Below are 26,360 nucleotides of genomic sequence, written 5' to 3'. Positions count from 1 at the left end.
GGTGCCTGGGTTTGGGGCTGCTTCGCAGCCCAGCGCGGGGCAAGCCCGCTCACCACAACAAGCCCGCTCACCACAAGATGTCGCTCGCCAGCCATAACAAGGGAAACGATGTGATCACCACCCAAGCCTTCCCGTCCATCCGGGCCCTCCAGCGTAGCGCCTGGAACGACTGTTTTCCCGGTGCCCTGGAAGACTGGGATTATTACGTCGCCGTGGAAAACGCCGCTATCGATGATTTCCAATGGCGCTACCTGGCGGTTTACGACGATGGAACGCTGGTGGCCGTGGCCGCCGCCTTCATCACCCATTATCGCCTCGACACCACGGTGTCGGGCGCCGGCAAGCGTTTGGCCGAACGTGTGGAGCGGCTGTGGCCGGGTGTTTTGCAATTGGGCTTGTATGCCATTGGCTCCCCGGTGGCCGAGCGTTGCGACGCCGGGGTGGCCAGTGGCGTACCCGAGTCGCGTCGTCCGTTGTTGCTCAAACACTTGCTGGAAGCCGCGCGCCAGGATGCCGATGACTTCGGTATCGGCCTGCTGGCGGTCAAGGATGCACCCAGCCAGGATCCCCATTGGCTCGACAGTTGCCGGGTGGCGGGTTTTCAAAGCATGCCGGGCTTGCCCACCGGGGTGTTGCCGCTGCCATACGGCTCGGTGGACGCCTACCTCGGCTCGCTGGGCAAATCCACCCGCAAGGACTTGCGCCGCAAGCTGCGTGCACCTGGACCGCGGGTGGAGTGGCGCGGCAATATCGACGACGTGCTGCCCGAGATCATGCGCCTGTATGAAGCCACGCTGACGCGCGCCGAGTTGCAGTTCGAACGCCTGCCTGCCGGCTATTTCACCGGCGTGCTGGAACGTCTTGGCGATCGCGCCGTCTGTGTTCTTTACTGGGTCGACGAGCAGTTGGTGGCGTTCAACCTGCTGCTGCTGGACGAGCACCGGCTGGTGGACAAGTTTTTCGCCCATGACGTTGCGTTCACCCGTGACTACAACCTGTACTTCCGCAGTTGGCTGACCAACGTCGACTACTGTATTCAACACAATATTGCGGTGTATGAGTGCGGCCAGGCCGGCTATGCCAGTAAGCTGCGCCTGGGCTGCGAGTTCCAGGGCAACAGTGTGTTTTTCCGCCACCGCAACCGGCTGGTCAACGGCCTGCTCGCGCTTGTAAAACTGTTTATTCGACCGGATCGTTCCGACCCTGCCATGGCTGCTGCGATAAGCGAAACCTGATGATCACCAAGACCCGCCAGAAAGCCCGCCCCTTTGCCATTTCGCGCTGGAGCGTCCAGCGCAAGCTGGTGCTGGCGTTCTGGCTGGTCAGCGTGATTCCCACCATGATCGCGGCGGAGCTGGCGGCGACCACGCTGTCGCAGATTTTCGACAGCAACGTGCGTATCTGGCTGCAGGAATCGACCAAGATCGTCAAGGACGAGATCGGCGACATCCTTCACGACAACGCGCGCATGGCCAAGCTGTTCCTGCGCTACACCAGCCCGCCCTCGAGCCGGCAGGCGGCCAAGCATGACCGGCTGACCGCAGACATCGCCGATGCCACCGACATCGACGTGGTGGCGCTGATCCGCACCAGCGATCAAAAGGTGGTGTTCAGCACCGCCTCCGATGACATCGTCAAACAGATCAGCCTGACCAGTAATGCGGTGCTGCAGACCGTACAAGTGGCGGGGGTGAGCACCGGGATTGTGGTCTCGACCTTCGAAACCAGCCAGGACGGCGTCGACTACCGCCTGTTGGTGGCGACCTACCTGGACAGCAGCTTTCTCACCAGCGTCGCCGATGTGCATTCCCTCGACCTGCGCCTGTACCTGGCCAACCCCGAGGGGTTCTCGGAGATATTTTCGACCCAGCGCTTCGTGGACCATCCTGCGCGCATTCCGAAAAGTGTCGAGACCGCGATGCGCAGTACCAAGCAGCCCAGCGAGCAGTTCACCAACAGCTACAGCGGGTTGTACTGGCCGATTTTCAACGACGCCGGTGACCTCCAAGGCGTGATTTTCAGCGGCCTGCTGCGCCATACCAGCCTGGTGGGGCTGGTGAACCAGAGCAATCTGTTCGTGCTGATTTTCCTGCTCAGCTCGGCGCTGTCCCTGGCGGCGGGGGTGCTGGTGTCACGGCGCCTGACCAAGCCGTTGCGGGATTTGTCCGAAGGCGTGGGCGCGGTGATCTCAGGCAACTACACGCACCGCGTGCTGGTCAGTGGCGGCGATGAACTGGCGCAATTGAGCAGCACCTTCAACCATATGACCGAGCGCCTGGGCGAGCTGCACCACCTCGAAGCCCAACTGCGCCGGCGCGATCGCCTGCATGCCCTGGGTGAAGTCGCCATGGGCCTGGCCCATGAGATCCGTAACCCGTTGGGCATCATCAAGACGGCCACCCAGTTGTTGCACCGCCGCGTTGACCTGCCGGACGCCGACAAGCGCCACCTGGAATATGTGATCAGCGAAGTCAGCCGCATCAATGACCTGATCACCGAGTTCCTCGACTTTGCCAAACCCAACCCACCGTTGCGCGTGCTGCAGCCGGCCCGTCCGCTGGTGGAGGAGATCCTGGGCTTCTGCGCGCCGGAACTGGCCACCCATAACATCGACGCGCAGATCGACGACCAGGCGCCGGGGGCGACGATCTACGCCGACGCCAAGCAACTCAAGCAGGCCTGCCTCAATCTGATTCTCAACGCCATCGATGCCATGCCTGAAGGCGGGCGCCTGACCCTGGGGATCCGCAGCGTGGGCGACAACACCGTCATCGCCATCGCCGACACCGGCCAGGGCATCGCGCCGGAGATGATCGAGCGTATCTTTACGCCATTCGTCACCACCAAGGCCTCGGGCACGGGCCTGGGCCTGGCCAAAGTCTATTCGATCATGGAAAGTCACGACGGCAGCATCGAATGCGCCAGCGAAAACGATGCCGGCGCCACCTTCAGCCTGTACATTCCAGCGACAGGCGAAGACGACGAGGACAGTCATGACGCATAACATTCTGGTAGTCGACGACGAACCCAAGCTCTGCGACCTGCTGGCGTCGGCCCTGGGCCAGAACAACGTGCAGGTGTTCATTGCGGGCAACGGCCTGCATGCGCTCAAGGTGCTGGAGCAGGAAGACATCGACCTGGTGATCAGTGACTGGCGCATGCCGGGCATGGACGGGTCGGCCTTGCTGGCCGAGATCAAGGTGCGTTACCCCCATGTGCCGGTGATCGTGATGACCGCCTACAGCACGGTGAAAAACGCCGTTCAGTCGATGCGCAACGGGGCCTACGACTACATTGCCAAACCGTTCGATATCGACGAGCTGGACATTACCGTGGCCAAGGCCCTGCAGTTTCGCGACATCATGCGCGACAACGCGCGCCTGCGTGCCGAGCTGGATGAACAGGCGCAGTTCGACAGCCTGGTAGGCGACAGCCCGGCGTTTCGCAAGGTGCTGCAGGCGGTGGATTCGGTGCGCGACAGCAGCACCACCATCCTGCTGACCGGCGAAAGCGGCACCGGCAAGGAAATGGTCGCCCGCGCCATCCACAAGCACGGCAGCCGTGCCGACAAGCCGTTTGTGGCGGTCAACTGCGCGGCGATCCCCGAAGGGCTGCTGGAAAGCGAAATGTTCGGCCATCGCAAGGGCGCGTTTACCGGCGCCGTGTCTGACCGGGTCGGGCGCTTCCAGCAGGCCGACAAGGGCACGCTGTTTCTCGATGAAGTGGGCGATATGCCCCTGGCATTGCAGGCCAAGATCCTTCGGGCGTTGCAGGAGCGGGTGATCGAGCCGGTGGGCGACCCCCGCGAGCGCAAGGTGGATGTGCGGGTGATCGCTGCCACCAACAAGAACCTGCTGGAGGCGGTGGCCAACAAGGAATTTCGCGAAGACCTGTATTACCGCCTCAATGTGTTCCCGATCCCGCTGCCGGCCCTGCGTGAACGCGTGGAAGACATCGCGCCCCTGGCCCGCCACTTTGCCCGGACCCTCAGCGCCACTGCCGGCAAGCGGATTACCGGCTTCAGCCCTGAAGCGTTGCAGGCCATGGCCGCGTATCACTGGCCGGGCAATATCCGTGAGCTGCAAAACTGTGTGGAGCGCGCGACCATCGTGGCCGCCACGCCTGTGATCGAAGACATTGATTTGCCGGGCTATCTGTTTGCTTCCAAACCCAGCGAAGGTAGCGTGACCGCGATCCTCAGCGACGGGCCGGGGATTCCCCATGACCTGGATGCGGCGCTGGCGGAGGTGGAGAAAGCCTACATCCTGGCCGCCTTGCAGGAGAGCAACGGCGTGCAGGCTGCGGCAGCGGCGAAGATCGGGATTTCCGAGAGAAGCTTCTGGTATCGGTTGAAGAAGCTGGGCATCCAGGTCGACAAGATCGTCCGCTGACATGCCTCGATTAAAAATGTGGGAGGGGGCTTGCCCCCGATGGCAGTGGGTCAGTTAAAGATAAGGTGACTGATACACCGCTATCGGGGGCAAGCCCCCTCCCACATTTGGATTGAGTGGTGTCAGGCGTGGACGCGTACCCACACGCTCACCAACACCGTCGCGGCCATCAGCCACGCTACCGCTGCGATGGCTAAAGAGGCCTCCAGCCGCATGCGGCCCACCATCACATACAACGTCGCCAAATACACAAAGTACGGAATGATCGACCACATCCCGAACAGGATCGTGGTCTTCAAATCGTCCAGCGAGCGGCCTTTGCCGACGATGTAGTGGGCGATCAACGCAAAGGTCGGAAACAGCGGCACCAGCCCGGCGATGTAGTAGTTTTTGGTCTTGGCCAGCGCCGCCAGGATCAGCACCACCGCCGCGCCCAGGGCGGCTTTCAAAAAAAGATCCATCAGTGGCTCAATCCGTATTTCTTGACCTTGTCGAACAAGGTGGTCTTGGCCATGCCCAGTTCCTGGCTGGCCTGGGTCAGGTTGCCGCCGCTGCGTTGCAGGGCATCGCTGAGCAGGTTGCGCTCAAAGGCTTCCACCGCTTCGGTGAACGCCAGGCCTTGGCTGCCGCTGCTGGCCCCGCTTTTCTTGAAAGCGGGCAGGCCGAGGGCGAAGCGTTCGGCGACGTTGCGCAGTTCGCGTACGTTACCGGGCCAGTCGTGGCTCATCAGGCTGGAGAGGGTCTGGTTGTCCAGTTCCGGCGCGGTGCGGTCAAAACGCAGCGACGACTGCTGCAGGAAGTGTTCGAACAGCTGCAGGATGTCTTCGCGGCGCTCGCGCAGGGGCGGCAATTCCAGCGTGACCACGTTGAGGCGGTAGTACAGGTCGCTGCGGAACTGGCTGGCGCGGCTCAGTTCGTCGAGGTCGGACTTGGTGGCGGCGATCACCCGGCAATCCACGGCCACGCTCTGGTTCGAGCCCAGGCGTTCCAGGGTGCGCTCCTGCAGCACTCGCAGCAATTTGATCTGCAGGTTGATCGGCATGCTTTCCACTTCATCGAGGAACAGCGTGCCTTCATGGGCGTGTTCGATCTTGCCGATACGGCGCTTGCCGGCGCCGGTAAAGGCGTTGGCTTCGTGGCCGAAAATCTCGCTTTCGAACAGGTTCTCCGGCAGGCCGCCGCAGTTGAGGGCGACGAACTGGTGGGCGTGCCGGCGGCTGAAATCATGCAGGCAACGCGCGACCAGTTCCTTGCCGGTGCCGGTCTCGCCTTCGATCAGCACGTTGGCCGAGGTGTCCGCGACGTTGGCGATCAGCTCGCGCAGGTTCTGCATGGCCGGCGAGCGACCGATGATGCGGCCTTCCAGCGAATCCCGCTCAGCCAACTGGCGGCGCAGCGACCAGACTTCCCGCGCCAGCCCGCGTTGTTCCAGGGCGCGGCGGGCGACGTCGACCAGGCGCTCGGGGGAGAAGGGTTTCTCCATGAAGTCGTAGGCGCCATTGCGCATGGCGCCTACCGCCATGGAGATGTCGCCATGCCCGGTGATCAGCACCACCGGCAGGCTTTTATCCAGGGCCTTGAGACGGGTGAGCAGTTCCAGGCCGTCAATGCCCGGCAGGCGGATGTCGCTGATCACGATGCCGGCGAAGTTCTCGCCGATACGTTTCAATGCCTCCTCGGCACTGCCCACGCCCACGCTGGGGATATCTTCCAGCGCCAGGGCCTGTTGGCAGCCGAGCAGCACATGGGGGTCGTCTTCGACGATCAGCACGGTGAGGTCTTGAGGATCAATATTCATGTCGACTCAGCTTGTTGAGCGCCCACCAGCGGCAGGCTCAGGACAAAGGCAGTGCCACCGCCGGCCGGGTGCTCCACGGCGAGGGTGCCGCCGGTGGCTGCCGCGAGGCTGGCGGAGAGGGTCAGGCCCAGGCCCAGGCCTTGCTCGCCGGGTTTGGTAGTGAAGAAGGGTTCGAACAGATGCTTGCGCGCCTCGGCGTCGATGCCGTGGCCGTTGTCGCGCACCAGCAGGCGGTATTTGCCCTCGGCGGCGCTGCCTTCCAGCCACAACTCGGGAGCCGGTTGTGCCTGCATGGCGTCGAGGGCGTTGCCGATCAGGTTGACCAGGATCTGTTCCAGGCGCGTCTGGTCGATCTGCAATTGAGCCGGGGCAAAGTTGCGGTGCAGGCTCAGCGGCAGGCTGTCCAGGCGTGGGCCGAGGACCTGGAACGCGGCGTCCACGGCCTTGGCCAGGCTGGCTTCGCCCTGGTCATCGCCGCGTCGGGCAAAGGAGCGCAGGCTGGCGGTGATACGGCCCATGCGGTCGATCAGTTCGTTGATGGTCTTGAGGTTGGCGCTGGCGGTGTCCAGCGCGCCGCGTTCGAGGAAGCGCACAGTGTTGCCGGACAAGGTGCGCAGCGCGGCCAACGGCTGGTTCAGTTCATGGGCGATGCTGGTGGACATCTGGCCGATGGCCGCCAGCTTGCCGGCCTGTACCAGTTCATCCTGGGCGCGGCGCAGGGTTTCCTCGGCCTGGCGCCGTTCGCGGATCTGGCCCTTGAGCCGCTCGTTGCTGGCGCGCAGGTCGGCGGTGCGTTCGGCGATCCGCCGTTCCAGCTGGCTGTTGGCTTCCTGCAAGGCTTCCCGCGCAGCGAGGCGGGTGGCGATGACTTTGCGCCGCTCGTTCCAGGCAATCAGCAAAAACGCGACGAGGCCAAACGCGACAGCCACCAGGATGCCCTGGTTGATCGCCGCGCGGCGCAGGTCGTTGAGCGGGGTGAGCAGGGTGAAATTCCACGGTGTGTCGTTGAGTGGACGGGTTTGCGCCAGGTAGCTGACTTCGTGCTCGTCGTTGACCACTTCAGTGTTGGCCGGGAAGGTCAGCTTCTCGCTGCGTTCATTCAAGCGCTCACGGGCCAGGGGTTCCAGTTCGTTGAGCGTGGCCCAGTAATATTGCAGGCTGTGGGCCAGGCGATCCTTGGTCTCGTCGCTCAGCGGTCGCACCGCCTTGAGGCGTCGAGCCGGGTCGCTGGAGAGAATGATGATGCCGTTCTCATCGCTCACAAAGGCTTCGAGGCGCGCGCGTTGCCAGCGCTCTTCCAGAGCTTCGAGGCGCACTTTAACCACCGCCACGCCGATGATCTTGCCGTGCTCTTCCAGGCCGTGGGCCAGGTAGTAGCCGGGTTCGCCGTTAGTGCTGCCGATGCCGTAGAAACGCCCGGGCTGGCCGCGCACGGCATTCTGGAAATAGGCGCGAAAGGACAGGTCTTCACCCTGGTAACTGTCGGCATCGCGCCAGTTACTGGTGGCCAGCACGCGGCCGGTGGTGTCCATCACGTAGATGGCCCGACTGCGACTGCGTCGGTTCAGGCCTTCGAGGTAGTCGTTGACCGTTTTGCGGGTTTCCTGGTTCGGCTCGGCCAGCAGCTTGGAGACGCTCGACTCCAGCTCCAGCAGGCTGGGCAGGTAGGTGTATTTGCTGATTTCACTTTCGACGGTGCGGGCATGCAGCTCCAGCTGGCGTTCGCCGTTGTCGCTGAGGGTGCGGATGCCGTAGTACTCACTGATCCAGAAGCCGATATAACCCAGGCCGATCATCAGGGCGATGATCAACGGCGGCAGGAACAGTTGGCGAATCAGACGAGGTTTCACGGCAAGTGATGGCGGTGCGGCGCGATAGAGGTTGGGGTCGCATTTCATCACAGATGCCTTGGGTCAACCAGTTGTGGCGAAGGGGGTGCCCCTTCACCACTGCTGGGTGGTACTTAGTGCTGCAGGATTTTCTCAAGGAAGTGCTGCGCGCGCTCGGAGCGGGCGCTGATGTCGCCGAAGAACTCTTCCTTCGGGCAGTCTTCGATGATCTTGCCGGCGTCCATGAAGATCACGCGGTCGGCCACTTTGCGGGCAAAGCCCATTTCGTGGGTGACGCACATCATGGTCATGCCTTCCTGGGCCAGTTGCACCATCACGTCCAGTACTTCGTTGACCATTTCCGGGTCGAGGGCCGAGGTCGGTTCGTCGAACAGCATGACGATCGGGTCCATGGCCAGGGCGCGGGCGATCGCCACACGTTGCTGCTGGCCACCGGAAAGCTGGCCCGGGTGCTTGTGGGCGTGCGCCGACAGGCCGACGCGCTCAAGCAGTTGCAGGCCTTTCTTGGTGGCTTCTTCCTTGCTGCGGCCGAGTACCTTGATCTGTGCGATGGTCAGGTTTTCGGTGATGGTCAGGTGCGGGAACAGCTCGAAGTGCTGGAACACCATGCCCACGCGCGAACGCAGTTTCGGCAGGTTGGTCTTCGGGTCGGCAATGGACGTGCCGTCGACGATTATGTCGCCTTTCTGGAACGGTTCCAGCGCGTTGACGCACTTGATCAGGGTGGACTTGCCCGAGCCCGATGGCCCGCACACCACGATCACTTCGCCTTTTTTAACCTCGGTGCTGCAATCGGTCAGCACCTGGAAGTCGCCATACCACTTGTTGATGTTCTTGATCGAGATCATACGGCAAACCTTTTTTGCAGACGCTTGACCAGCAGCGAGGCGGAAAAGCTGATGATGAAGTAGACGACACCGGCGAAGATCAGGAACTCATTGGAGCGCCCGATGATGTCGCCGTTGGAGCGGGCGGAGTTGAGGAAGTCCACCAGGCCCACGGTGTAGACCAGCGAGGTGTCCTGGAACAGGATGATCGACTGCTGCAGCAGCAACGGAGTCATCTTGCGGAACGCCTGGGGCAGGATGATCAGGCGCATGGTCTGGCCATAGGTCATGCCCATTGCCTGTGCCGCCGCCATCTGGCCCTTGGGGATCGACTGCACGCCGGCCCGCACGATCTCGCAGAAGTACGCGGCTTCGAACATCATGAACGCCACGACGCAGGAGGTGAACGCGCCGATCGGGGTGTCTTCGCCGGTGATCCAGCGCAACACGAACGGCACCGCCAGGTAGAACCAGGTGATCACCAGCAGCAGCGGGATCGAGCGGAAGTAGTTCACATAGGCGCCGGCCACCCGGGACAGCAGTTTGCTGGACGACAGGCGCATCAGTGCGAGGATCGTACCCAGCGCGATACCGCCGATCACGCCCATGACCATCAGCTTCAAGGTCATGACCATGCCGTTCCACAGGCCCGGGATGGCGGGGATGATGCCGCTGAAATCGAGTTCCATTATTTACCCCCCACGGAGATCAGGCCGGGCACGGCGACTTTCTTCTCGACCACGCGCATCAGCAGCATCAGGCTCATGTTCAGGGTGAAGTAGATCAGCGTGGCCAGGGTGAAGGCTTCAAACAGGTTGGCCGAGAACTCGGCGGTCTGTTTGGTTTGCGCCAGCAGTTCCATCAGGCCGATCAAGGACGCCACGGAGGAGTTCTTGAAGACGTTGAGGAATTCCGAGGTAAGCGGCGGAATGATGATCCGGTAGGCCTGGGGCAGCAGCACGTTCCAGTAGATCTGCGGCAACTTGAAGCCCATGGCACGTGCAGCGGCCTCTTGGCCACGTGGCAGCGCCTGGATACCGGTACGCACTTGCTCGCACACACGGGCAGCGGTGAACAGGCCCAGGCACACGACAACGCTCAGGTAGGCCGAGGTGGTCGGGTTGAGGTCCTGCTTGTACCAGTCCTGCAGGTTCTGCGGCAGCAGGTCGGGTATCAGGAAGTACCAGATGAACAGCTGCACCAGCAGCGGCACGTTACGAAACAGCTCCACGTAGCAGGTCGCGATGCCTGATACGAGGCGGTTTGGCACGGTGCGCATGACCCCCAGAATGGAGCCCAGCAGCAAGGCGATAATCCATGCCACGACAGCGATGGCGATGGTCCAGCCCAGGCCGGCGATGTACCAGTCGAGATAAGTCTCGCTGCCCACGCCGGTGGACTTGAAGAACACGCCCCAGTCCCAGTTGTAATTCATTAGGGTCTCCCCTCGAGATCGATCGATGTACAAGCACCCGCTTGGGGAAAGTCCATTCCCGCCCGGCGATGAACGCCAGGCACACGCGATCGGCTCGAAAACCGCCAGGTCGAGTGTTCCAAAGTATAGCCAGCAGGTAGTAACAGACGCCTGAGGGAGGGTAGGCTCCCTCAGGCGATAAGGTTAGTCAGGAATCAGATTTTTACTTCAGGCGCCGGCTTGTCGGTCGGGTTCTTGATCAGTTCCTTAACCTTGTCGCTCATTGGGAAGTTCAGGTTCAGGTTTTTTGGTGGGATCGGGCTTTCGAACCACTTGGCGTAGATCTTGTTGATTTCGCCGGACTTGTACAGGCCAACAATGGCGTCATCCACCGCTTTCTTGAAGGCAGGGTCTTCTTTGCGAACCATGCACGCGTAGGCTTCGAAGGACTGTGGAGTACCGGTGATGACCCAGTCATCCGGCTTCTTGGCCTTGGCTTCTTCACCGGCCAGCAAGGCGTCGTCCATCATGAAGGCTACGGCACGGCCGCTTTCCAGCATCTGGAAGGACTCGCCATGGTCTTTGGCGGAGATGACGTTCATGCCCATCTGCTTGTCAGCGTTCATCGCCTTGATGATGCGCTCGGACGTGGTGCCGGCGGTGGTCACGACGTTCTTGCCTTTCAGGTCGGCGAAGTCGGCGTAGCTAGGCTTGCCTTCCTTATCTTTCTTGACCAGCAGACGAGTGCCGATTTCGAAGATGTTGGTGGTGAAGGCGACTTGCTGGGCGCGTTCGGCATTGTTGGTGGTGGAACCGCACTCGATGTCGACGGTGCCGTTCTGAACCAGCGGAATACGGGTCTGCGAGGTGACCAGGTTGTACTTGGCCTGCAGATCGGGTTTGTTCAGGTCTTTTTTCAGGGCTTCGACGATGGCCAGCTGAATGTCGTGGGAGTAGCCCACAGGTTTGCCCGAACCATCCGCAATGTAGGAAAACGGAATGGAGCTGTCGCGGTGCCCGAGGGTGATGGTGCCGGAGTCGTTGATTTTCTTCAGTGTGCCGGTGAGTTCGGCGGCAAAAACTGGAGTGCTGATCAGAGCAGCAGCGATAGCTGCGCCCAGGATATGGGGAACGATGCGCATCAATACTTCCTCGACATTTGTTTTTTTTATGAAGCCGGCTAGACGGCTCTCTTGTACAGCGAATGCCCGTGACGGCTCCTGAAGCGTCCCAGGCAATCGTCTGGGAGTGTAGAGCATGAGTCGTGCCAGACCGAAAATAAAAGCTTAACAAGTTGATTTATATGAGGATTAATTTTGTATGACGACAAATATGTAACCGTTTGATCCGGTAAACCGAATAGGCTTGCCTGTGGCGTTCGGAAAACCGAATGCCTGGCGATACAAAAAAGCCCCTGGGCCTTACGGCGCAGGGGCTTTTGTGCGATGGGCCTGTCAGGCCGCTTCGATCTTGCTGCGGGTCTGCTCAACCTTGGACAGGTAGCGTTGCACGTTATCCTGTTCCTGTGGGGTGGTGAACAGGCCGAGTTTGGTCCGGCGCCACAGCACGTCCTGGGGCTGGGTTACCCATTCCTCGGCACACAGGTAGTCGACCTCGCGGGTGTACAGGCCGCCTCCCAAATGTTCACCCAGGTCAGCCAGCGATTGCACGCCTTCGAGCAGGCGCCAGGTGCGGCTGCCATAGGTGGTGGACCAGCGGCGCGCGATCTCGCTCGGCAACCAGTCGAATTTGCTGCCAATGGCCTCGGCCAGGGCTTCTGGGGTGGTCATGTCCTCGCCGCCGGGCAGGCTGGCGGTGGCGGTCCAGCTGGGACGCATCTGCGTGAAGTACGGGGCCAGTTGCGCCATCGCCGATTCGGCGAGCTTGCGGTAGGTGGTCAGCTTGCCGCCGAACACCGACAGGATCGGCGCCTCGCCCGTACCACCGGACAGCGACAGGGTGTAGTCACGGGTAATGGCCGACGGGTTGTCCGACTCGTCGTTGCACAGTGGGCGCACACCCGAGTAGGTGTGGACGATGTCGTCGCGGCTCAGCTGTTTCTTGAAGTGCGCGTTGACCACCTTGAGCATGTAGTCGGTTTCGCCTTCGGTGATCGCCACTTTCGCCGGGTCGCCGGTGTATTCGCGGTCGGTGGTGCCGATGATGGTCAGGTGGTTCAGATACGGAATGGTGAAGACGATGCGCTGGTCTTCGTTCTGCAGGATGTGCGCGTGGGCGCCTTCATACAGCTTCGGCACGATCAGGTGGCTGCCCTGGATCAGGCGGATACCGTAGGGCGAGTCCAGCTTCAGGTCGTCCTTGATGAACTTGGCGACCCACGGGCCGGCGGCGTTCACCAGGGCGCGGGCACGGATCGAGAACAGGCTGCCATCGGCGCGTTCCATGTTCATGTCCCACATGCCATTGCTGCGATGGGCACTGATGCAGCGGGTCTGGGTATGGATATGCGCACCCTTTTCACGGGCCGCCATGGCGTTGAGGACCACCAGGCGGGCGTCGTCGACCCAGCAGTCGGAGTATTCGAAGCCTTTGGTGATTTCGCTTTTCAGCGGGCTGTCAGGGCCGAACTTGAGGCTCTTGGAGCCGGCGAGTTTCTCGCGCTTGCCCAGGTGGTCATAGAGGAACAGGCCGGCACGGATCATCCACGCCGGGCGCAGGTGGGGGCGGTGTGGCAGGACGAAGCGCATCTGCTTGACGATGTGCGGGGCCTTGGCCAGCAGCACTTCACGTTCAGCCAGGGCTTCGCGTACCAAGCGGAATTCGTAATGTTCGAGGTAGCGCAGGCCGCCGTGGATCAGCTTGCTGCTGGCTGAGGAGGTGTGGCTGGCCAGGTCGTCCTTTTCGCAAAGGAATACCGACAAACCGCGACCGGCTGCGTCTGCTGCAATCCCGACGCCGTTGATCCCGCCACCGATTACGGCAACGTCATAGACTTCGGCAAGCGGTGGAGCAGGCAAGGTAGAAGGGTTCATCGACTGGCCTCGGGAGCTTTTTCGTATTGGAATTCGAACATTAATGTTCATTTGCGAAAATGGTAGCTGATAAACGTGGGCACAGCCAGTCGACTTCGATTGAAAAAACTCATCGAAGGGCGGGAAAAGGAAAATTTGTGAACATGAAACCGCGGCAGGCTTTAGAAATGGCCTGTCAGACAGATCGCCATCGGGGGCAAGTCGAATCGTCGCCCCGATGGCATCAGTGCAGGCGCTATACGACTTCCAGGCGAACCTTGTGCTGGTTCAACAACTGCACCAGGGCCGGCACCGGCTCCCGATCCGTCACCAGGCAGTCCACCAGGCTGATCGGCCCCAGTCGAATCATGGCATTGCGCCCGAATTTGCTGGAGTCCGCCGCCAGGATCACCTGGCGTGCATTGGCGATGATCGCCTGGGAAACCCGGACTTCCTGGTAGTCGAAGTCCAGCAGGCTGCCGTCCTCGTCGATGCCGCTGATACCCACCAACGCGAAGTCGACCTTGAACTGGTTGATGAAGTCGACACTGGCCTGACCCACCACGCCGCCGTCACGGCGCACATTGCCGCCGGTCAGCAACACATCGAAGTCGTCCTTGGCGCTGAGCATGGTGGCGACGTTGAGGTTGTTGGTGATGATTTTCAGGTGGTTGTGGTTGAGCAGCGCACGGGCAATGGATTCCGTGGTGGTGCCTATATTGATGAACAGCGAGGCGTGATCGGGAATTTGCGCCGCGATGGCTTCGCCGATGCGTTGTTTCTCATCGCGCATCTGGTCGGCGCGCATGGCATACGCGGTGTTCTCGACACTGGAGTCATAGGCCGCGCCGCCGTGGTAGCGGCGCAGCAGATTGGCGTCCGCCAGTTGGTTGATATCGCGGCGGATGGTTTGCGGGGTGACAACGAATAGCTGCGCCATTTCCTCGATACTGACGTAGCCGCGTTCGCGGACCAGTTCGAGGATTTGCTGCTGGCGGGGAGGCAGATTCATGGGGCGTCCTTTGGGCTGCCATACAAAAGTGGCCCATGATGACGCAGGAATCTGCTCCCTGCCAGTTACAACCCGATATGGGGCCGGCGCATGGCTTATTCGGCGCCTTCGTGGGGTTCCCAGTCACGGGTGCGGCTCACCGCTTTTTGCCAGCCGGCGTAGAGTTTTTCCTTGGCGGCTTCTTCCAGTTGCGGTTCGAATTCGCGCTCGATCACGGCCTTGCCGCGCAGCTCGTCGAGGCTGCCCCAGAAGCCGCAGGCCAGGCCTGCCAGGTAGGCGGCGCCGAGTGCCGTGGTTTCGCGCATTTGCGGGCGCTCGACCTGGGTGCCGAGGATGTCGGCCTGGAATTGCATCAGGAAGTTGTTGGCCACCGCACCGCCGTCCACACGCAGGGCCTTGAGGCGTTCGCCCGAGTCCTGTTGCATGGCGTCGAGTACGTCGCGGGTCTGGTAGGCAATCGATTCCAGGGCGGCACGAATAATGTGATCCACGCGTACGCCGCGGGTCAGGCCAAACAGTGCGCCACGGGCATACGGGTCCCAGTAGGGGGCACCCAGGCCGGTGAAGGCCGGGACCAGGTACACGCCGTTGCTGTCCTTGACCTTGCCGGCGAAGTATTCGGTGTCGGTGGCATCGGCGATGATTTTCAGCTCGTCACGCAGCCATTGCACGGTAGAGCCGCCGTTGAACACCGCGCCTTCCAGCGCATAGGCCACTTCGCCACGGGGGCCACAGGCGATGGTGGTGAGCATGCCGTGCTTGGATTTCACTGCTTTATCACCGGTGTTCATCAGCAGGAAGCAGCCGGTGCCGTAGGTATTCTTGGCCTGGCCGGCCTCCACGCACATCTGGCCGAACAGCGCCGCTTGCTGGTCACCGGCGATACCTCCGATGGCGATGCCGCTTTTGGTGCGGCCGTAGATCTCGGAGGAAGACTTCACTTCCGGCAGCATTTCCAGCGGAACGTCGAGGATCTCCAGCATCTTCGCATCCCACTCCAGGGTGTGGATGTTGAAGAGCATGGTGCGCGAGGCGTTGGTGTAGTCGGTGACGTGGGTTTTGCCGCCGGTAAATTTCCAGATCAACCAGCTGTCGATGGTGCCGAACAGCAACTCGCCGTTGCGCGCACGCTCGCGGCTGCCTTCGACGTTGTCGAGGATCCACTTGAGCTTGGTACCGGAGAAGTACGGGTCGGTGACCAGGCCGGTGGTGTCGTTGATGTATTGCTCGTGGCCGTCGCGCTTGAGCTGCTGGCAGATCTCGGTGCTGCGGCGGCACTGCCAGACGATGGCGTTGTAGATCGGGCGGCCGGTGACTTTGTCCCAGACCACGGTGGTTTCACGCTGGTTGGTGATGCCGATGGCGGCGACCTGGTCATGGTGCAGGCCGGCTTGTGCCAGGGCCTCGACCATCACCGCGCTCTGGGTGGCGAAGATTTCCATCGGGTCATGTTCGACCCAGCCGGCTTGCGGGTAGTGCTGGGTGAATTCACGTTGGGCGGTGCAGACCACGTTGGCGTCGCGATCGAAGATGATCGCCCGGGAACTGGTGGTGCCCTGATCAAGGGCAATGATGTAGTTCTTATTCTCGATATCGGTCATGTCAATTGCCTTGGACGAAATAAGGAAGTCAGAAATCAGCCGGGGCCGCGAAGGGCAGAGGACCAGGCTGGCGCTTTCAGGAAATACGAGTCTTGCCGTTGACAGCCGTGTCAGTTGTTTCCGCTACAGCAGGTGCGGCGCTCGGCAAGTGGCGGGCAATCAGCCCGCGATAGGCCGCAGCACCGAGGCATGCGCCGACAATCGGCGCGAAAATCGGAACCAGGAAGTAAGGAATATCGCGGCCGCCAGTAAAGGCCATTTCACCCCAGCCAGCGAAAAAGGTCATCAGCTTGGGCCCGAAATCCCGCGCTGGGTTCATCGCAAAGCCGGTCAGTGGGCCCATGGCACTGCCGATGACCGCAATCAGCAGGCCAATCAGCAGTGGCGCCAGCGGACCACGCGGCAGGCCGTTGTTGTCATCGGTCAGGGCCATGATCACGCCCATCAGGATCGCGGTAATGACCATTTCCACCAGGAAGGCCTGCGCCGTGCTTAGCAGTGCATGGGGGTAGGTGGAGAACACCGAGGCCAATTCCAGGCTGGCCTGGGTGCCGCGCACCAGGTGGTGGGTTTGTTCGTAATCGAAAAAGAGATTGCTATAGAGCGTGTACACCAGCGCCGCCGAGCAGAAGGCACCGGCGATTTGGGCCAGGATGTAGAACGGCAGTTTGCGCTTGTCGAAGTCGGCAAAAATACACAGGGCGATACTGACTGCCGGGTTGAGGTGAGCCCCGGAAATACCGGCGCTCAGGTAGATCGCCATGCTGACGCCGATCCCCCAGATGATGCTGATTTCCCACAACCCGAAGCTGGCACCCGCGACCTTGAGCGCAGCAACGCAGCCTGTACCGAAGAAGATCAGAAGCGCAGTCCCTAGGAACTCGGCCATGCATTGGCTCGAAAGTGAAGGCTGTTGAAGAGCAGTTGTCATGGAAAACCTCGATTGTTGTTCTTGTCTGGCGCACTGCCTCAACGGACGGTTGCGCGATTTTCACCGTGACGAGGATCCCCATCCAAGGCACGGCTTACTGCTGGAACGCTGCAGGTGTATTCCTACAGTATTCGGAAACGAAAAAATATAGACAAGAATGACGGCTGTCAAAGGTCGAAAGTGAACTATCGGTCACTTTACAACTATTGGTTTGATGAATGATCACGCTCGCGACGTTAAGTGTTATGGATGGGGAGGGCGGACTAGAGCGTTTTATGCGGGGTTGGCCTAGAATTGCCGTCTGTTTGCCACGCTCGGAGAGGTCATGACCCCCGCATTGGATTTGTTGAAAAAAGTTCGCGCCGAACATCGCATCCACAGTTATGAACACGACCCCAAGGCGGCCTCCTATGGCCTGGAGGCCGCAGAGAAATTGGGCCTCGATCCGGCGCAGGTGTTCAAGACCTTGTTGGCCAGCAGTGAAAAAGGCGAATTACTGGTGGCTGTGGTGCCGGTCGTCGGAAGTCTGGACCTCAAGGCCCTGGCTCATGCGGCGGGGGTGAAAAAAGTCGAAATGGCTGATCCGGCAGCGGCGCAGCGTTCCACCGGTTACCTGCTGGGAGGCATCAGCCCACTGGGGCAGAAAAAGCGGCTGCGCACATTTATTGATGTAACGGCACAGCCGTTCGCGACAATTTTTGTGAGTGCGGGGAGAAGGGGACTGGAAGTGGAGTTGTCCGCCGCAGTGCTGGCGGAACATACCCAGGCCAAATTCGCAGAAATTGGCCGGGCGTAGTCCCGGTATCCTGGATAACCAATGTGGGAGGAGGCTTGCCCCTCCCACACGTTGATCATTGACTCAGCCAGCCGGGCTGTAGCGTCGTACGCCGGATTCGGCGTGAGGAACCTGCGCCGCGACGCTGCCTGAGGCCTGGAACAGCACCAGATGCTCAGCGGCCACGCGAATGCCCACTTGCGCGCCCACCTGATGGTCGGCATGGCTGGGGAAAATCGACTCCAACTGCGCACCGGTCGGCAGTTGCAGGCGGTACAGGGTCGATGCGCCGAGGAAGGTCTTGCCGACGATCCGAGCTTTCAAGGCACTGTCCGGCGCGTAGACGATGTCGTCCGGGCGCAGCAAGACGTCCACGGCACCCCCCGTAGGCCAGGTGTAGGCGCGGTTTCCGCGCAGGTCGCCCAGTTCGGTGTGGACGGACTCGGGCGAACTCAACTGGCCACGAATGAAATAACCCTGGCCGATAAAGCTGGCGACATACGGCGTCAGGGGTTCGTGATAGAGGTTGTAGGGGGTATCCCACTGCTCCAGGCGGCCTTCCTTGAACACCCCGACATGATCACTCACGGCGAATGCCTCTTCCTGGTCATGGGTGACCAGGATCGCACTGGTGCCCCGTGCCTTGAGAATGTCTCGTACCTCGTGGCTGAGCTTGCGCCGCAGTTCGCCGTCGAGGTTGGAGAACGGTTCGTCCAGCAGCAACAGCTGCGGCTCCGGTGCCAGGGCGCGGGCGAGGGCGACGCGTTGTTGCTGGCCGCCCGACAGTTCGTGGGGGAAACGCTTGCCCAGGTTCTTGAGGTTGACCAGCTCCAGCAGTTCGGCGACCACACGGTCTTTTTGTGGGTGCTTGCGAATGCCGAAGGCGATGTTGTCGGCCACGCTGAGATGGGGAAACAGCGCGTAGTCCTGGAACACCATGCCGATACGACGTTTCTCCGGCGCCAGGGTAAAACCGGCGCTGGAGATCACTTCGCCCGCTAGGCTGATTTCGCCTTCATGCACCGGCTCAAAACCGGCAATCGCGCGCAAGGTCGTGGTTTTGCCACAGCCCGAAGAACCCAGCAGGCAGCCGATATCGCCCGCGTTGAGGTGCAGATTGAGGTTCTGCACCACCCGTTGATCCTGGTAACCGCATGCCAGATTGCGCAAGTTCAGCAGTAATGGCTGGCTCATGCGTGGTGGTACGCCGGTTCGACGAGGAATTCGAGCAGGGCTTTTTGCGCGTGCAGGCGGTTCTCTGCCTGGTCCCAGGCCACGGAGCGTGGGTCATCGAGCAGGTCGAGGCTGATTTCCTCACCCCGGTGGGCGGGCAGGCAGTGCATGAACAGCACGTCCGGCGCGGCCATGTCGAGCAGGGCGCGGGTCACCTGGAAGGGCGCGAACAGGGCCAGGCGCTTGGCGGTTTCGTCTTCCTGGCCCATGGAGGTCCAGACGTCGGTGCTGACCAGGTGGGCGCCGATCGCTGCATCCTTTGGATCGCGCAGGATCTGCACACGGCCATCGGCCTTGGCCAGGAACTCGGCGGCCGGTTCGAAGCCTTCCGGACAGGCGATGCGCAGGTGGAAGTCGAACTGAATCGCCGCTTCTATATAGCTGTTGCACATGTTGTTGCCGTCACCGATCCAGGCCACAGTCTTGCCCTGGATCGAGCCACGGTGCTCAAGGAAGGTCTGCATATCGGCCAGCAATTGGCACGGGTGCAGGTCATCGGACAGGCCGTTGATTACCGGCACGCGCGAGTTGGCGGCGAATTCGGTCAGGGTGCTGTGGGCGAAGGTACGGATCATCACCGCATCGAGCATGCGCGACATGACGATCGCGCAGTCGCTGATCGGCTCGCCACGGCCCAGTTGGGTGTCACGCGGCGACAGGAAGATGGCCTGGCCACCCAGCTGGATCATGCCGGCTTCGAACGACAGGCGAGTGCGGGTCGACGACTTCTCGAAAATCATCCCGAGCACGCGGTTTTTCAAAGGCTCGAACAGTACGCCGCGGTTACGCAGGTCTTTAAGCTCAATGCCTCGACGGATCACGCTGACCAGCTCTTCGGGCGTGCAATCCATCAGGGAGAGAAAGTGCCTTGCGCTCATCATTAACTACCTTTTTGCAACAGACCGCAGATACTCAAAGCCTTGTTTATTGTGACAACGGGCGAGACCTGCGGCGAAAGCCGCACGGGGCGACGAAATAGGGGAAGGCGCGATATTGACATTAAATGTCGCGTCTTACCAATAGGGCTACGTTTTTAGGGGTGTTCAAGAAGGGCGCGAGAGCGCTTTTGAAGACGATTTCCTGACAGCAGCGGGCCATTTGTACACTGACGCCATCACCTTTTGCAATGCGCGGGGGCGGGCCTGGATCAGGCTGCGTCGGTTTCAGAGGTTGATGACAGGTTCTGTAACATTTGCTCATGTTTGCGCATGGCCTGGCCTGATGGCTATCGATTCACAGGACGAACGATGCTGGCGCCTGTCATGGTCACGGCCCATAGTCAGGCCAAAGCCCAATAAAGAGACTGGCCATGACCAAGACTCTCCACCACCGTGCCTGCCACCTGTGTGAAGCCATCTGTGGCCTGACCCTGGAAACCACCCAAGCCGAAGACGGCAGCCTGGCGATTACCTCGATCAAGGGCGACACGCTGGACAGCTTCAGTCGCGGCCATATCTGCCCCAAGGCCGTGGCGTTGCAGGACATCCAGAATGATCCTGACCGCCTGCACCAGCCTATGTTGCGGGTGGGCAGCGAATGGCAGCCAATCCCGTGGGATGAGGCGTTTGCCCTGGTCGCCGAGCGGCTCGCGGGCATCCAGGCGCGGCATGGGCAGCATGCGGTGGCGGTGTATCAGGGCAACCCCAGCGTGCACAACTATGGGCTGATGACCCACAGCAACTACTTCCTCGGCCAGCTCAAGACGCGCAACCGGTTTTCTGCCACCTCCGTAGACCAGTTGCCCCATCACCTCACCAGCCACCTGATGTACGGCCACGGCCTGTTGCTGCCGATTCCGGACATTGACCACACTGACTTCATGCTGATCCTGGGCGGCAACCCGCTGGCCTCCAACGGCAGCATCATGACCGTGCCCGATGTGGAGAAGCGTCTCAAGGCCATCCAGGCGCGGGGTGGCAAGGTGGTGGTGGTCGATCCTCGGCGCAGCGAGACGGCGGCGATCGCTGATCAGCATCTGTTTGTGCGGCCTGGCTGGGATGCGGCGTTGCTGTTCGGGGTACTCAACACGCTGTTCACCGAAAACCTGACGCGTGACAGTCATTTGCCGGTAGAGGGCCTTGAGGAGGTGCGCCGTGCGATCCTCGGCTTTACCGCCGAAGCCATGAGCCGCCGGTGTGCCGTACCCGCCGAGCAGATTCGCCAGTTGGCACGGGATTTCGCTGCTGCGGATAGAGCTGTTTGCTACGGGCGCATGGGGGTGTCGACCCAGGCGTTCGGCACGCTGTGTCATTGGCTGGTGCAGTTGATCAACCTGGTCACGGGCAACCTCGACCGCGAGGGCGGTGCGTTATGCACCAGTCCGGCGGTGGATTTGGTCGCGTCCACCGGTGGCGGGCATTTCAATCGCTGGCAGAGTCGCGTGTCCGGGCGCCCGGAGTACGGCGGCGAGTTGCCGGTGTCTGCATTGGCCGAAGAAATGCTCACCGGCGGCGAAGGGCAGGTCCGCGCGCTGGTGACGGTGGCGGGCAACCCGGTGCTGTCGACCCCCAATGGCCGTCAGTTGGAGCAGGCGCTGGACGGCTTGGAGTTCATGGTCAGCATCGACCTCTATATCAACGAGACCACGCGTTATGCCGATCTGATCCTGCCGTCCACTTCGGCGCTGGAAAACGACCACTACGACACCACGTTCAACATGTTCGCCGTGCGCAATGTCACCCGTTTCAATCGCGCGATCCTGCCCAAGCCTGAGGGGGCGTTGCATGACTGGGAGATTTTTGTCGGCCTGGCCACGGCATTCGCTGCGCACACCGGTAGGGCGCTCAAGCCCACCATGCCGCCTGCGCAAATGATCGACTTCGGCCTGCGCGCCGGTGCTTATGGTGATGCGTCGAGCCATCAGTTGTCGGTGGCGAAGCTGGCGGATCATCCCCATGGCATGGACCTGGGGCCGCTCCAGCCAAATCTCGCAGCGCGGTTGAAAACCGTGGATGGCAAGGTTCAGGCGGCACCGGCAGTGATTCTGGCGGATCTGGAGCGCTTTGCGGCGCAGCCGATGCCTGTGGCTGACGAGTTGCTGCTGATCGGCCGTCGCCATGTGCGCAGTAATAATTCCTGGATGCATAACTATCACCGGCTGGTGAAGGGCAAGCCTCGGCACCAGTTGCATATGCATCCCGACGACCTGGCCAGTCGCCAGTTGGCAGATGGACAGCGGGTGCGCGTCAGTTCACGTATCGGCATGATCGAGGTAGAGGTGGTCGCCAGCCTGGACATGATGCCCGGCGTGGTCAGCCTGCCCCATGGTTGGGGCCACGCCCGTCCTGGGGTCCAGATGACCATCGCCAGCGAGCAACCGGGGGCGAGCGCGAATGACTTGACCGACGAGCGGCAATTGGATGAGTTATCGGGCAATGCGGCATTGAATGGCGTACCGGTCCAAGTCGCTGCCGCATAAGGAGCCCGAGCACCGCGTTGGAATTTTGCGTTACAATGCGCCACCGTGCCGACCTGTGAGTCGCAAAGTTCCAGCCGAGGTGTTCCATGGATATCATCGAAACGATCAAAGAGCAGATTGCCAACAACACCATTCTGCTTTACATGAAGGGCGCACCTAACGCTCCTCAGTGCGGTTTCTCCGCGAAGGCTTCCCAGGCTGTGATGCAGTGTGGCGAGAAGTTCGCTTACGTGGATATCCTGCAAAACCCGGAAATCCGCGCCAACCTGCCGAAGTACGCCAACTGGCCTACCTTCCCGCAACTGTGGGTAGCCGGCGAGCTGGTCGGCGGTAGCGATATCATCACCGAAATGGCGGCTGATGGTTCGTTGCAGGCGTTGATCAAAGATGCAGCGGCAAACGCGGCGGCCAAGACCGACGCTTGATTCGCCTGCAATAAAAAGCCCCGCTTCTCGTGAGAGAGCGGGGCTTTTTTGTACCTGTGGGCGACGGGGTTATTCACCCATCTGCGATTGCAGGTAGTTTTCCAGGCTGACTTTATCGATCAGGCCCAGTTGGGTTTCCAGCCAGTCGATATGTTCTTCCTGGTCTTCGAGGATATCTTCCAGCAGCTCACGGCTGCCGAAGTCGCCCTTGGTCTCGCAATGTGCGATGGCGGCCTTGAGGTCGCTGTGGCTCTTGCGTTCAAAGCCCAGGTCGCTGCTGATCATTTCCTGGGTGTGCTCGCCGATGTTCAGCTTGCCCAGGTCCTGTACGTTCGGCAGGCCTTCGAGGAACAGGATGCGCTTGATCAGCGCGTCGGCGTCCTTCATGGCCTTGATGGATTCTTTGTATTCACGCTTGCCAAGCTTTTCCAGGCCCCAATCGTCGTACATGCGCGCATGCAGGAAGTACTGATTGATCGCGACCAGTTCATTGGCAAGGATTTTGTTGAGTTGCTGGATGACTGAGATGTCGCCTTTCATGACTGGGGTCCTGCCCTGTAGTAGCTGTGTATAAGGCGGAGTTTGAGCGGCGAAAACCCTAGTGTCAAACCTAAGTTATTGAATAATAAATGAAAATTAATCGGAATAAGAATGTTTGTGTTCCGCGTCTTAGCGCTAACTAATTGAATTACAGGCATAAAAAAACCGGACACTCGGTCCGGTTCTTCAAAACACGCCTATTTAAGCGTGTGTAAATTCTGCTGAGTAGGGAACAGCGGCCTGGGCTGTTTGCAGCTGCGTCAGGGTTTCCCGTACCACTTGCTTGGCGAGGCAAGCACATTTACCACATTGACTGGCAACGCCGGTGGTTTCACGCACTTCCTTGTAGCTGCAGCAACCTTCATAGATTGCTTCGCGGATTTGTCCGTCGGTGACGCCGGTACACAGGCACACATACATAAGGGAGAACCGTCGCGGGTTTAAGGCTTAAGTGCGATGGATCTTAATGTTAACGAGAATGATTGTCAAAGTAGATTCGTAGGGTATTCGCCTGCACCGCCCTCACGCTGACGAACGGTTTTTTCAGTGTATGATGGTCGGTCTTCACGAAGCGTGACTGCGTCACAGGGCTGTCGCTTGAATGCGGCAGACTCAAGGCCGGTCCTTTTACTTCAATCGTCACCCTTACATCAGGAGATATCCAATGAGCGTACTCGTCGGCAAACAAGCCCCGGATTTCGACGTACCTGCCGTGCTCGGCAATGGCGAAATCGTTGACAGCTTCAAACTGTCTGAAGCCATCAAAGGCAAATACGGCCTGGTGTTCTTCTACCCGCTGGACTTCACCTTCGTCTGCCCTTCGGAGCTGATCGCTCTGGACCACCGCATGGACGATTTCAAGGCACGTAACGTTGAAGTGGTTGCCGTTTCCATCGACTCCCATTTCACCCACAACGCCTGGCGCAACACGGCCATCAACGATGGCGGCATCGGCAAAGTCAAATACACCATGGCTGCCGACATGAAGCACGACATCGCCAAGGCCTACGACGTTGAGTCCGAAGGCGGCGTGGCGTTCCGTGGCGCGTTCCTGATCGACGACAAGGGCGTTGTGCGCTCCCAGATCATCAACGACCTGCCGCTGGGCCGTAACATGGAAGAGCTGATCCGTCTGGTCGACGCCCTGCAATTCCACGAAGAGCATGGCGAAGTCTGCCCTGCCAACTGGAAAAAAGGCGACAAAGGCATGAACGCTTCGCCAGAAGGCGTTGCGGCTTACCTGACCGAGAACGCTGGCAAGCTGTAAGCCGGATTCGCGGGACAAAAAAAACCGGCCTGAGAAGGCCGGTTTTTTCATGCGCGGGATTTGACCTCAGTCGCCGAAGTCTTCCCAGCCGCCCATCTGCTTCCAGCGGTTGACGATGCCGCAGAACAGCTCGGCGGTCTTCTCGGTGTCGTAGCGGGCCGAGTGGGCTTCGCGACCGTCGAAGTCGATTCCGGCCGCCTGGCAGGCCTTGGCTAATACCGTCTGGCCATAGGCCAGACCAGCAAGGGTGGCAGTGTCGAAACTGGAGAACGGGTGGAACGGATTGCGCTTCATGTCCAGCCGCGTCACGGCGGCGTTGAGGAAGCCCAGGTCGAAGCTGCTGTTATGCCCGACCAGGATCGCGCGCTTGCAGCCATTGGCCTTCAAGGCCTTGCGTACGCCACGGAAGATATCGGTGAGTGCCGCCTCTTCGCTGACGGCCATGCGCAGGGGATGATCCAGCTTGATCCCGGTGAACTCCAGGGCTGCCGCTTCGATATTGGCACCTTCAAACGGCTCGACGCGGAAGAAGTGGGTGTGCTCCGGATACACAAAGCCCTGTTCGTCCATGCCGATAGTCGTTGCGGCGATTTCCAGCAGTGCATCGGTGGCGCAATTGAAGCCGCCGGTTTCTACGTCGACAACGACGGGCAGGTAGCCGCGGAAACGTTCGGCCATCGGGTGGCGCGAACCACCACCGCCACCGTGTTCCTGGTCGTCATCGTAATGGTCTTCACTCACTTGCTTTCCTCCAGCAGGCGCCAGCGCAGTGTTTCACCGGCGCGCAGCGGGATAACGGTCAGCTCGCCAAATGGCAGGCTGGCAGGGGCGGTCCAGTCTTCACGGACCAGGGTGATACGGTCGGTATTCGCCGGCAGGCCATAGAATCGCGGGCCATTGAGGCTGGCGAAACCTTCGAGTTTATCCAGGGCGTTGCGCTGTTCGAACGCTTCGGCATACAGCTCGATGGCGGCAAACGCGGTGTAGCAACCGGCACAACCGCAGGCGGCTTCCTTGGCGTGCTGGGCGTGGGGCGCAGAGTCGGTGCCGAGGAAGAACTTCGGATTACCGCTGGTCGCGGCATCCAGCAAGGCCACCTGGTGGGTGTTGCGCTTGAGGATCGGCAGGCAATAGAAGTGCGGCCGAATCCCGCCCACCAGCATGTGGTTGCGGTTGTACAGCAGGTGATGGGCGGTGATGGTTGCGCCGACGTTGGCCGAGGCCTCGGTGACGAACTGCACGGCATAGGCCGTGGTGATGTGCTCGAACACCACCTTGAGGGTCGGGAACAGCTCGACCACGCGGCGCATGTGCTCATCGATGAAGATTTTTTCGCGATCGAAGACGTCCACGTCGCCACGGGTGACTTCACCGTGGATCAGCAGCGGCATGCCGACTTCGGCCATGGCTTCGATGGCCGGCAGGATCTTGTCGATACTGGTCACGCCGGAATCGGAGTTGGTGGTCGCGCCGGCCGGGTACAGCTTGGCGGCGTGCACGAAACCGCTGGCCTTGGCCTGGCGAATTTCTTCGGGCTGGGTGCGGTCGGTGAGGTAGAGCACCATCAACGGTTCGAAGCGGCTGCCGGCCGGCCGTGCAGCGAGGATGCGCTGGCGATAGGCGTCGGCTTCGGCGGCGTTACGCACCGGTGGTACCAGGTTAGGCATGATGATGGCGCGGCCAAACGTACGCGCTACATCGGCCACGGTTTGGGGCAACGCAGCACCATCGCGAAGATGAATATGCCAGTCGTCGGGACGCAGCAGGGTCAGGCGGTCGGACATTGGGGATTCCAGGCGGGTCAATCTGGTGGGAATGCTACCGGAAAAGACTCTTGCAGGCACTCGCTATCAAGTTTTGCAGGATGCATCCGATAGCCTTTCGTATGCCTTATCGATGTATGACG

At 60.8% G+C, this 26,360-nt stretch carries 24 protein-coding genes; 7 read left to right on the top strand and 17 right to left on the bottom strand.

The annotated features are described in order from the left end of the window. Positions 1-110: 110 nt before the first annotated feature. Genes AC07OT_RS04575 through AC07OT_RS04565 form a run of 3 tightly spaced genes read left to right on the top strand, consistent with a single transcriptional unit; the run spans position 111 to position 4,391 of the window. Entirely contained in the window at positions 111-1,235 is a 1,125-nt protein-coding gene (locus tag AC07OT_RS04575) for a GNAT family N-acetyltransferase (RefSeq protein WP_495100934.1), read from the top strand. Beyond that, entirely contained in the window at positions 1,235-3,004 is a 1,770-nt protein-coding gene (locus AC07OT_RS04570; RefSeq protein ID WP_495107578.1) for an ATP-binding protein, read from the top strand. Before AC07OT_RS04575 ends, AC07OT_RS04570 begins: the two co-directional genes overlap by 1 nt. Next, complete coding sequence (locus AC07OT_RS04565; RefSeq protein WP_495107577.1) at positions 2,994-4,391, top strand: sigma-54-dependent transcriptional regulator; 1,398 nt, start codon at positions 2,994-2,996, stop codon at positions 4,389-4,391. The genes AC07OT_RS04570 and AC07OT_RS04565 overlap by 11 nt, the downstream gene beginning before the upstream one ends. A gap of 122 nt (positions 4,392-4,513) precedes the next feature. Here the strand turns inward: AC07OT_RS04565 and AC07OT_RS04560 are convergent, their stop codons facing one another. The 11 genes from AC07OT_RS04560 to AC07OT_RS04510 all read right to left on the bottom strand — a co-directional run bounded on the left by AC07OT_RS04560 (position 4,514) and on the right by AC07OT_RS04510 (position 16,796). Next, entirely contained in the window at positions 4,514-4,852 is a 339-nt protein-coding gene (locus AC07OT_RS04560; protein ID WP_495107576.1) for a GlpM family protein, read from the bottom strand. Next, positions 4,852-6,189 carry a two-component response regulator AauR gene (gene aauR, locus AC07OT_RS04555; RefSeq protein ID WP_065926532.1) on the bottom strand — a complete coding sequence of 446 codons (1,338 nt, stop codon included), beginning with the start codon at positions 6,187-6,189 and terminating at the stop codon, positions 4,852-4,854. Before aauR ends, AC07OT_RS04560 begins: the two co-directional genes overlap by 1 nt. Next, positions 6,186-8,087, bottom strand: coding sequence for a two-component sensor histidine kinase AauS (gene aauS, locus AC07OT_RS04550; RefSeq protein WP_141156878.1), 1,902 nt, complete (start codon positions 8,085-8,087; stop codon positions 6,186-6,188). Before aauS ends, aauR begins: the two co-directional genes overlap by 4 nt. Before the next feature lie 65 nt (positions 8,088-8,152). Beyond that, positions 8,153-8,887 (bottom strand): amino acid ABC transporter ATP-binding protein, encoded by a 735-nt coding sequence (locus tag AC07OT_RS04545; RefSeq protein ID WP_027604602.1) that lies wholly within the window; start codon positions 8,885-8,887, stop codon positions 8,153-8,155. After that, positions 8,884-9,555: an amino acid ABC transporter permease gene (locus tag AC07OT_RS04540; RefSeq protein WP_027604601.1), complete on the bottom strand. Its 672-nt coding sequence runs from the start codon at positions 9,553-9,555 to the stop codon at positions 8,884-8,886. Before AC07OT_RS04540 ends, AC07OT_RS04545 begins: the two co-directional genes overlap by 4 nt. Beyond that, a complete protein-coding gene (locus AC07OT_RS04535; RefSeq protein WP_024073702.1) occupies positions 9,555-10,301 on the bottom strand; it encodes an amino acid ABC transporter permease in 747 nt (248 codons plus the stop codon). Before AC07OT_RS04535 ends, AC07OT_RS04540 begins: the two co-directional genes overlap by 1 nt. A gap of 194 nt (positions 10,302-10,495) precedes the next feature. Continuing rightward, positions 10,496-11,422, bottom strand: a complete 927-nt coding sequence (locus tag AC07OT_RS04530) for a glutamate/aspartate ABC transporter substrate-binding protein (RefSeq protein ID WP_027604600.1) — start codon at positions 11,420-11,422, stop codon at positions 10,496-10,498. 312 nt (positions 11,423-11,734) lie between these two features. After that, positions 11,735-13,273: a glycerol-3-phosphate dehydrogenase gene (glpD, locus tag AC07OT_RS04525; protein WP_027604599.1), complete on the bottom strand. Its 1,539-nt coding sequence runs from the start codon at positions 13,271-13,273 to the stop codon at positions 11,735-11,737. Positions 13,274-13,508: 235 nt separating this feature from the next. Then, the gene (locus AC07OT_RS04520) at positions 13,509-14,264 is read right to left on the bottom strand and encodes a DeoR/GlpR family transcriptional regulator (protein WP_253493455.1); all 756 of its coding nucleotides are present in this window, start codon (positions 14,262-14,264) and stop codon (positions 13,509-13,511) included. 95 nt (positions 14,265-14,359) lie between these two features. Continuing rightward, positions 14,360-15,865 carry a glycerol kinase GlpK gene (glpK, locus tag AC07OT_RS04515; protein WP_495107575.1) on the bottom strand — a complete coding sequence of 502 codons (1,506 nt, stop codon included), beginning with the start codon at positions 15,863-15,865 and terminating at the stop codon, positions 14,360-14,362. Positions 15,866-15,941: 76 nt separating this feature from the next. Next, complete coding sequence (locus tag AC07OT_RS04510; protein ID WP_495107574.1) at positions 15,942-16,796, bottom strand: MIP/aquaporin family protein; 855 nt, start codon at positions 16,794-16,796, stop codon at positions 15,942-15,944. A 325-nt stretch (positions 16,797-17,121) separates the two neighbouring features. Here AC07OT_RS04510 and ybaK point away from each other — a divergent pair, with 325 nt between their 5' ends. Then, entirely contained in the window at positions 17,122-17,592 is a 471-nt protein-coding gene (gene ybaK / locus AC07OT_RS04505; protein ID WP_027604595.1) for a Cys-tRNA(Pro) deacylase, read from the top strand. Between the two features lie 63 nt (positions 17,593-17,655). Here ybaK and AC07OT_RS04500 read toward each other — a convergent pair whose 3' ends face one another. Beyond that, positions 17,656-18,765 carry an ABC transporter ATP-binding protein gene (locus AC07OT_RS04500; protein WP_065926527.1) on the bottom strand — a complete coding sequence of 370 codons (1,110 nt, stop codon included), beginning with the start codon at positions 18,763-18,765 and terminating at the stop codon, positions 17,656-17,658. Then, positions 18,762-19,682, bottom strand: a complete 921-nt coding sequence (gene argF, locus AC07OT_RS04495) for an ornithine carbamoyltransferase (protein ID WP_027604593.1) — start codon at positions 19,680-19,682, stop codon at positions 18,762-18,764. Before argF ends, AC07OT_RS04500 begins: the two co-directional genes overlap by 4 nt. 431 nt (positions 19,683-20,113) lie before the next feature. Here argF and AC07OT_RS04490 point away from each other — a divergent pair, with 431 nt between their 5' ends. Both AC07OT_RS04490 and grxD read left to right on the top strand, forming a co-directional pair. After that, positions 20,114-22,222: a molybdopterin oxidoreductase family protein gene (locus AC07OT_RS04490; protein ID WP_495107573.1), complete on the top strand. Its 2,109-nt coding sequence runs from the start codon at positions 20,114-20,116 to the stop codon at positions 22,220-22,222. 86 nt (positions 22,223-22,308) lie between these two features. Next, positions 22,309-22,647, top strand: a complete 339-nt coding sequence (gene grxD, locus AC07OT_RS04485) for a Grx4 family monothiol glutaredoxin (RefSeq protein WP_027604591.1) — start codon at positions 22,309-22,311, stop codon at positions 22,645-22,647. A 69-nt stretch (positions 22,648-22,716) separates the two neighbouring features. Here the strand turns inward: grxD and bfr are convergent, their stop codons facing one another. After that, positions 22,717-23,187, bottom strand: a complete 471-nt coding sequence (gene bfr, locus AC07OT_RS04480; RefSeq protein WP_012722487.1) for a bacterioferritin — start codon at positions 23,185-23,187, stop codon at positions 22,717-22,719. Positions 23,188-23,388: 201 nt separating this feature from the next. Further along, positions 23,389-23,607, bottom strand: coding sequence for a bacterioferritin-associated ferredoxin (locus tag AC07OT_RS04475; protein ID WP_074844072.1), 219 nt, complete (start codon positions 23,605-23,607; stop codon positions 23,389-23,391). Between the two features lie 244 nt (positions 23,608-23,851). Here AC07OT_RS04475 and AC07OT_RS04470 point away from each other — a divergent pair, with 244 nt between their 5' ends. Further along, positions 23,852-24,454: a peroxiredoxin gene (locus tag AC07OT_RS04470; RefSeq protein ID WP_003172097.1), complete on the top strand. Its 603-nt coding sequence runs from the start codon at positions 23,852-23,854 to the stop codon at positions 24,452-24,454. A gap of 66 nt (positions 24,455-24,520) precedes the next feature. Here AC07OT_RS04470 and rnt read toward each other — a convergent pair whose 3' ends face one another. Both rnt and pyrC read right to left on the bottom strand, forming a co-directional pair. After that, positions 24,521-25,195 carry a ribonuclease T gene (gene rnt, locus AC07OT_RS04465; protein WP_027604590.1) on the bottom strand — a complete coding sequence of 225 codons (675 nt, stop codon included), beginning with the start codon at positions 25,193-25,195 and terminating at the stop codon, positions 24,521-24,523. Beyond that, positions 25,192-26,238: a dihydroorotase gene (gene pyrC, locus AC07OT_RS04460; RefSeq protein ID WP_495107572.1), complete on the bottom strand. Its 1,047-nt coding sequence runs from the start codon at positions 26,236-26,238 to the stop codon at positions 25,192-25,194. Before pyrC ends, rnt begins: the two co-directional genes overlap by 4 nt. Positions 26,239-26,360 lie beyond the last annotated feature (122 nt).

It is taken from the genome of Pseudomonas sp. GW821-FHT09C10 (assembly GCF_059418085.1).
This window is presented reverse-complemented; position numbering and strand designations above follow the sequence as displayed.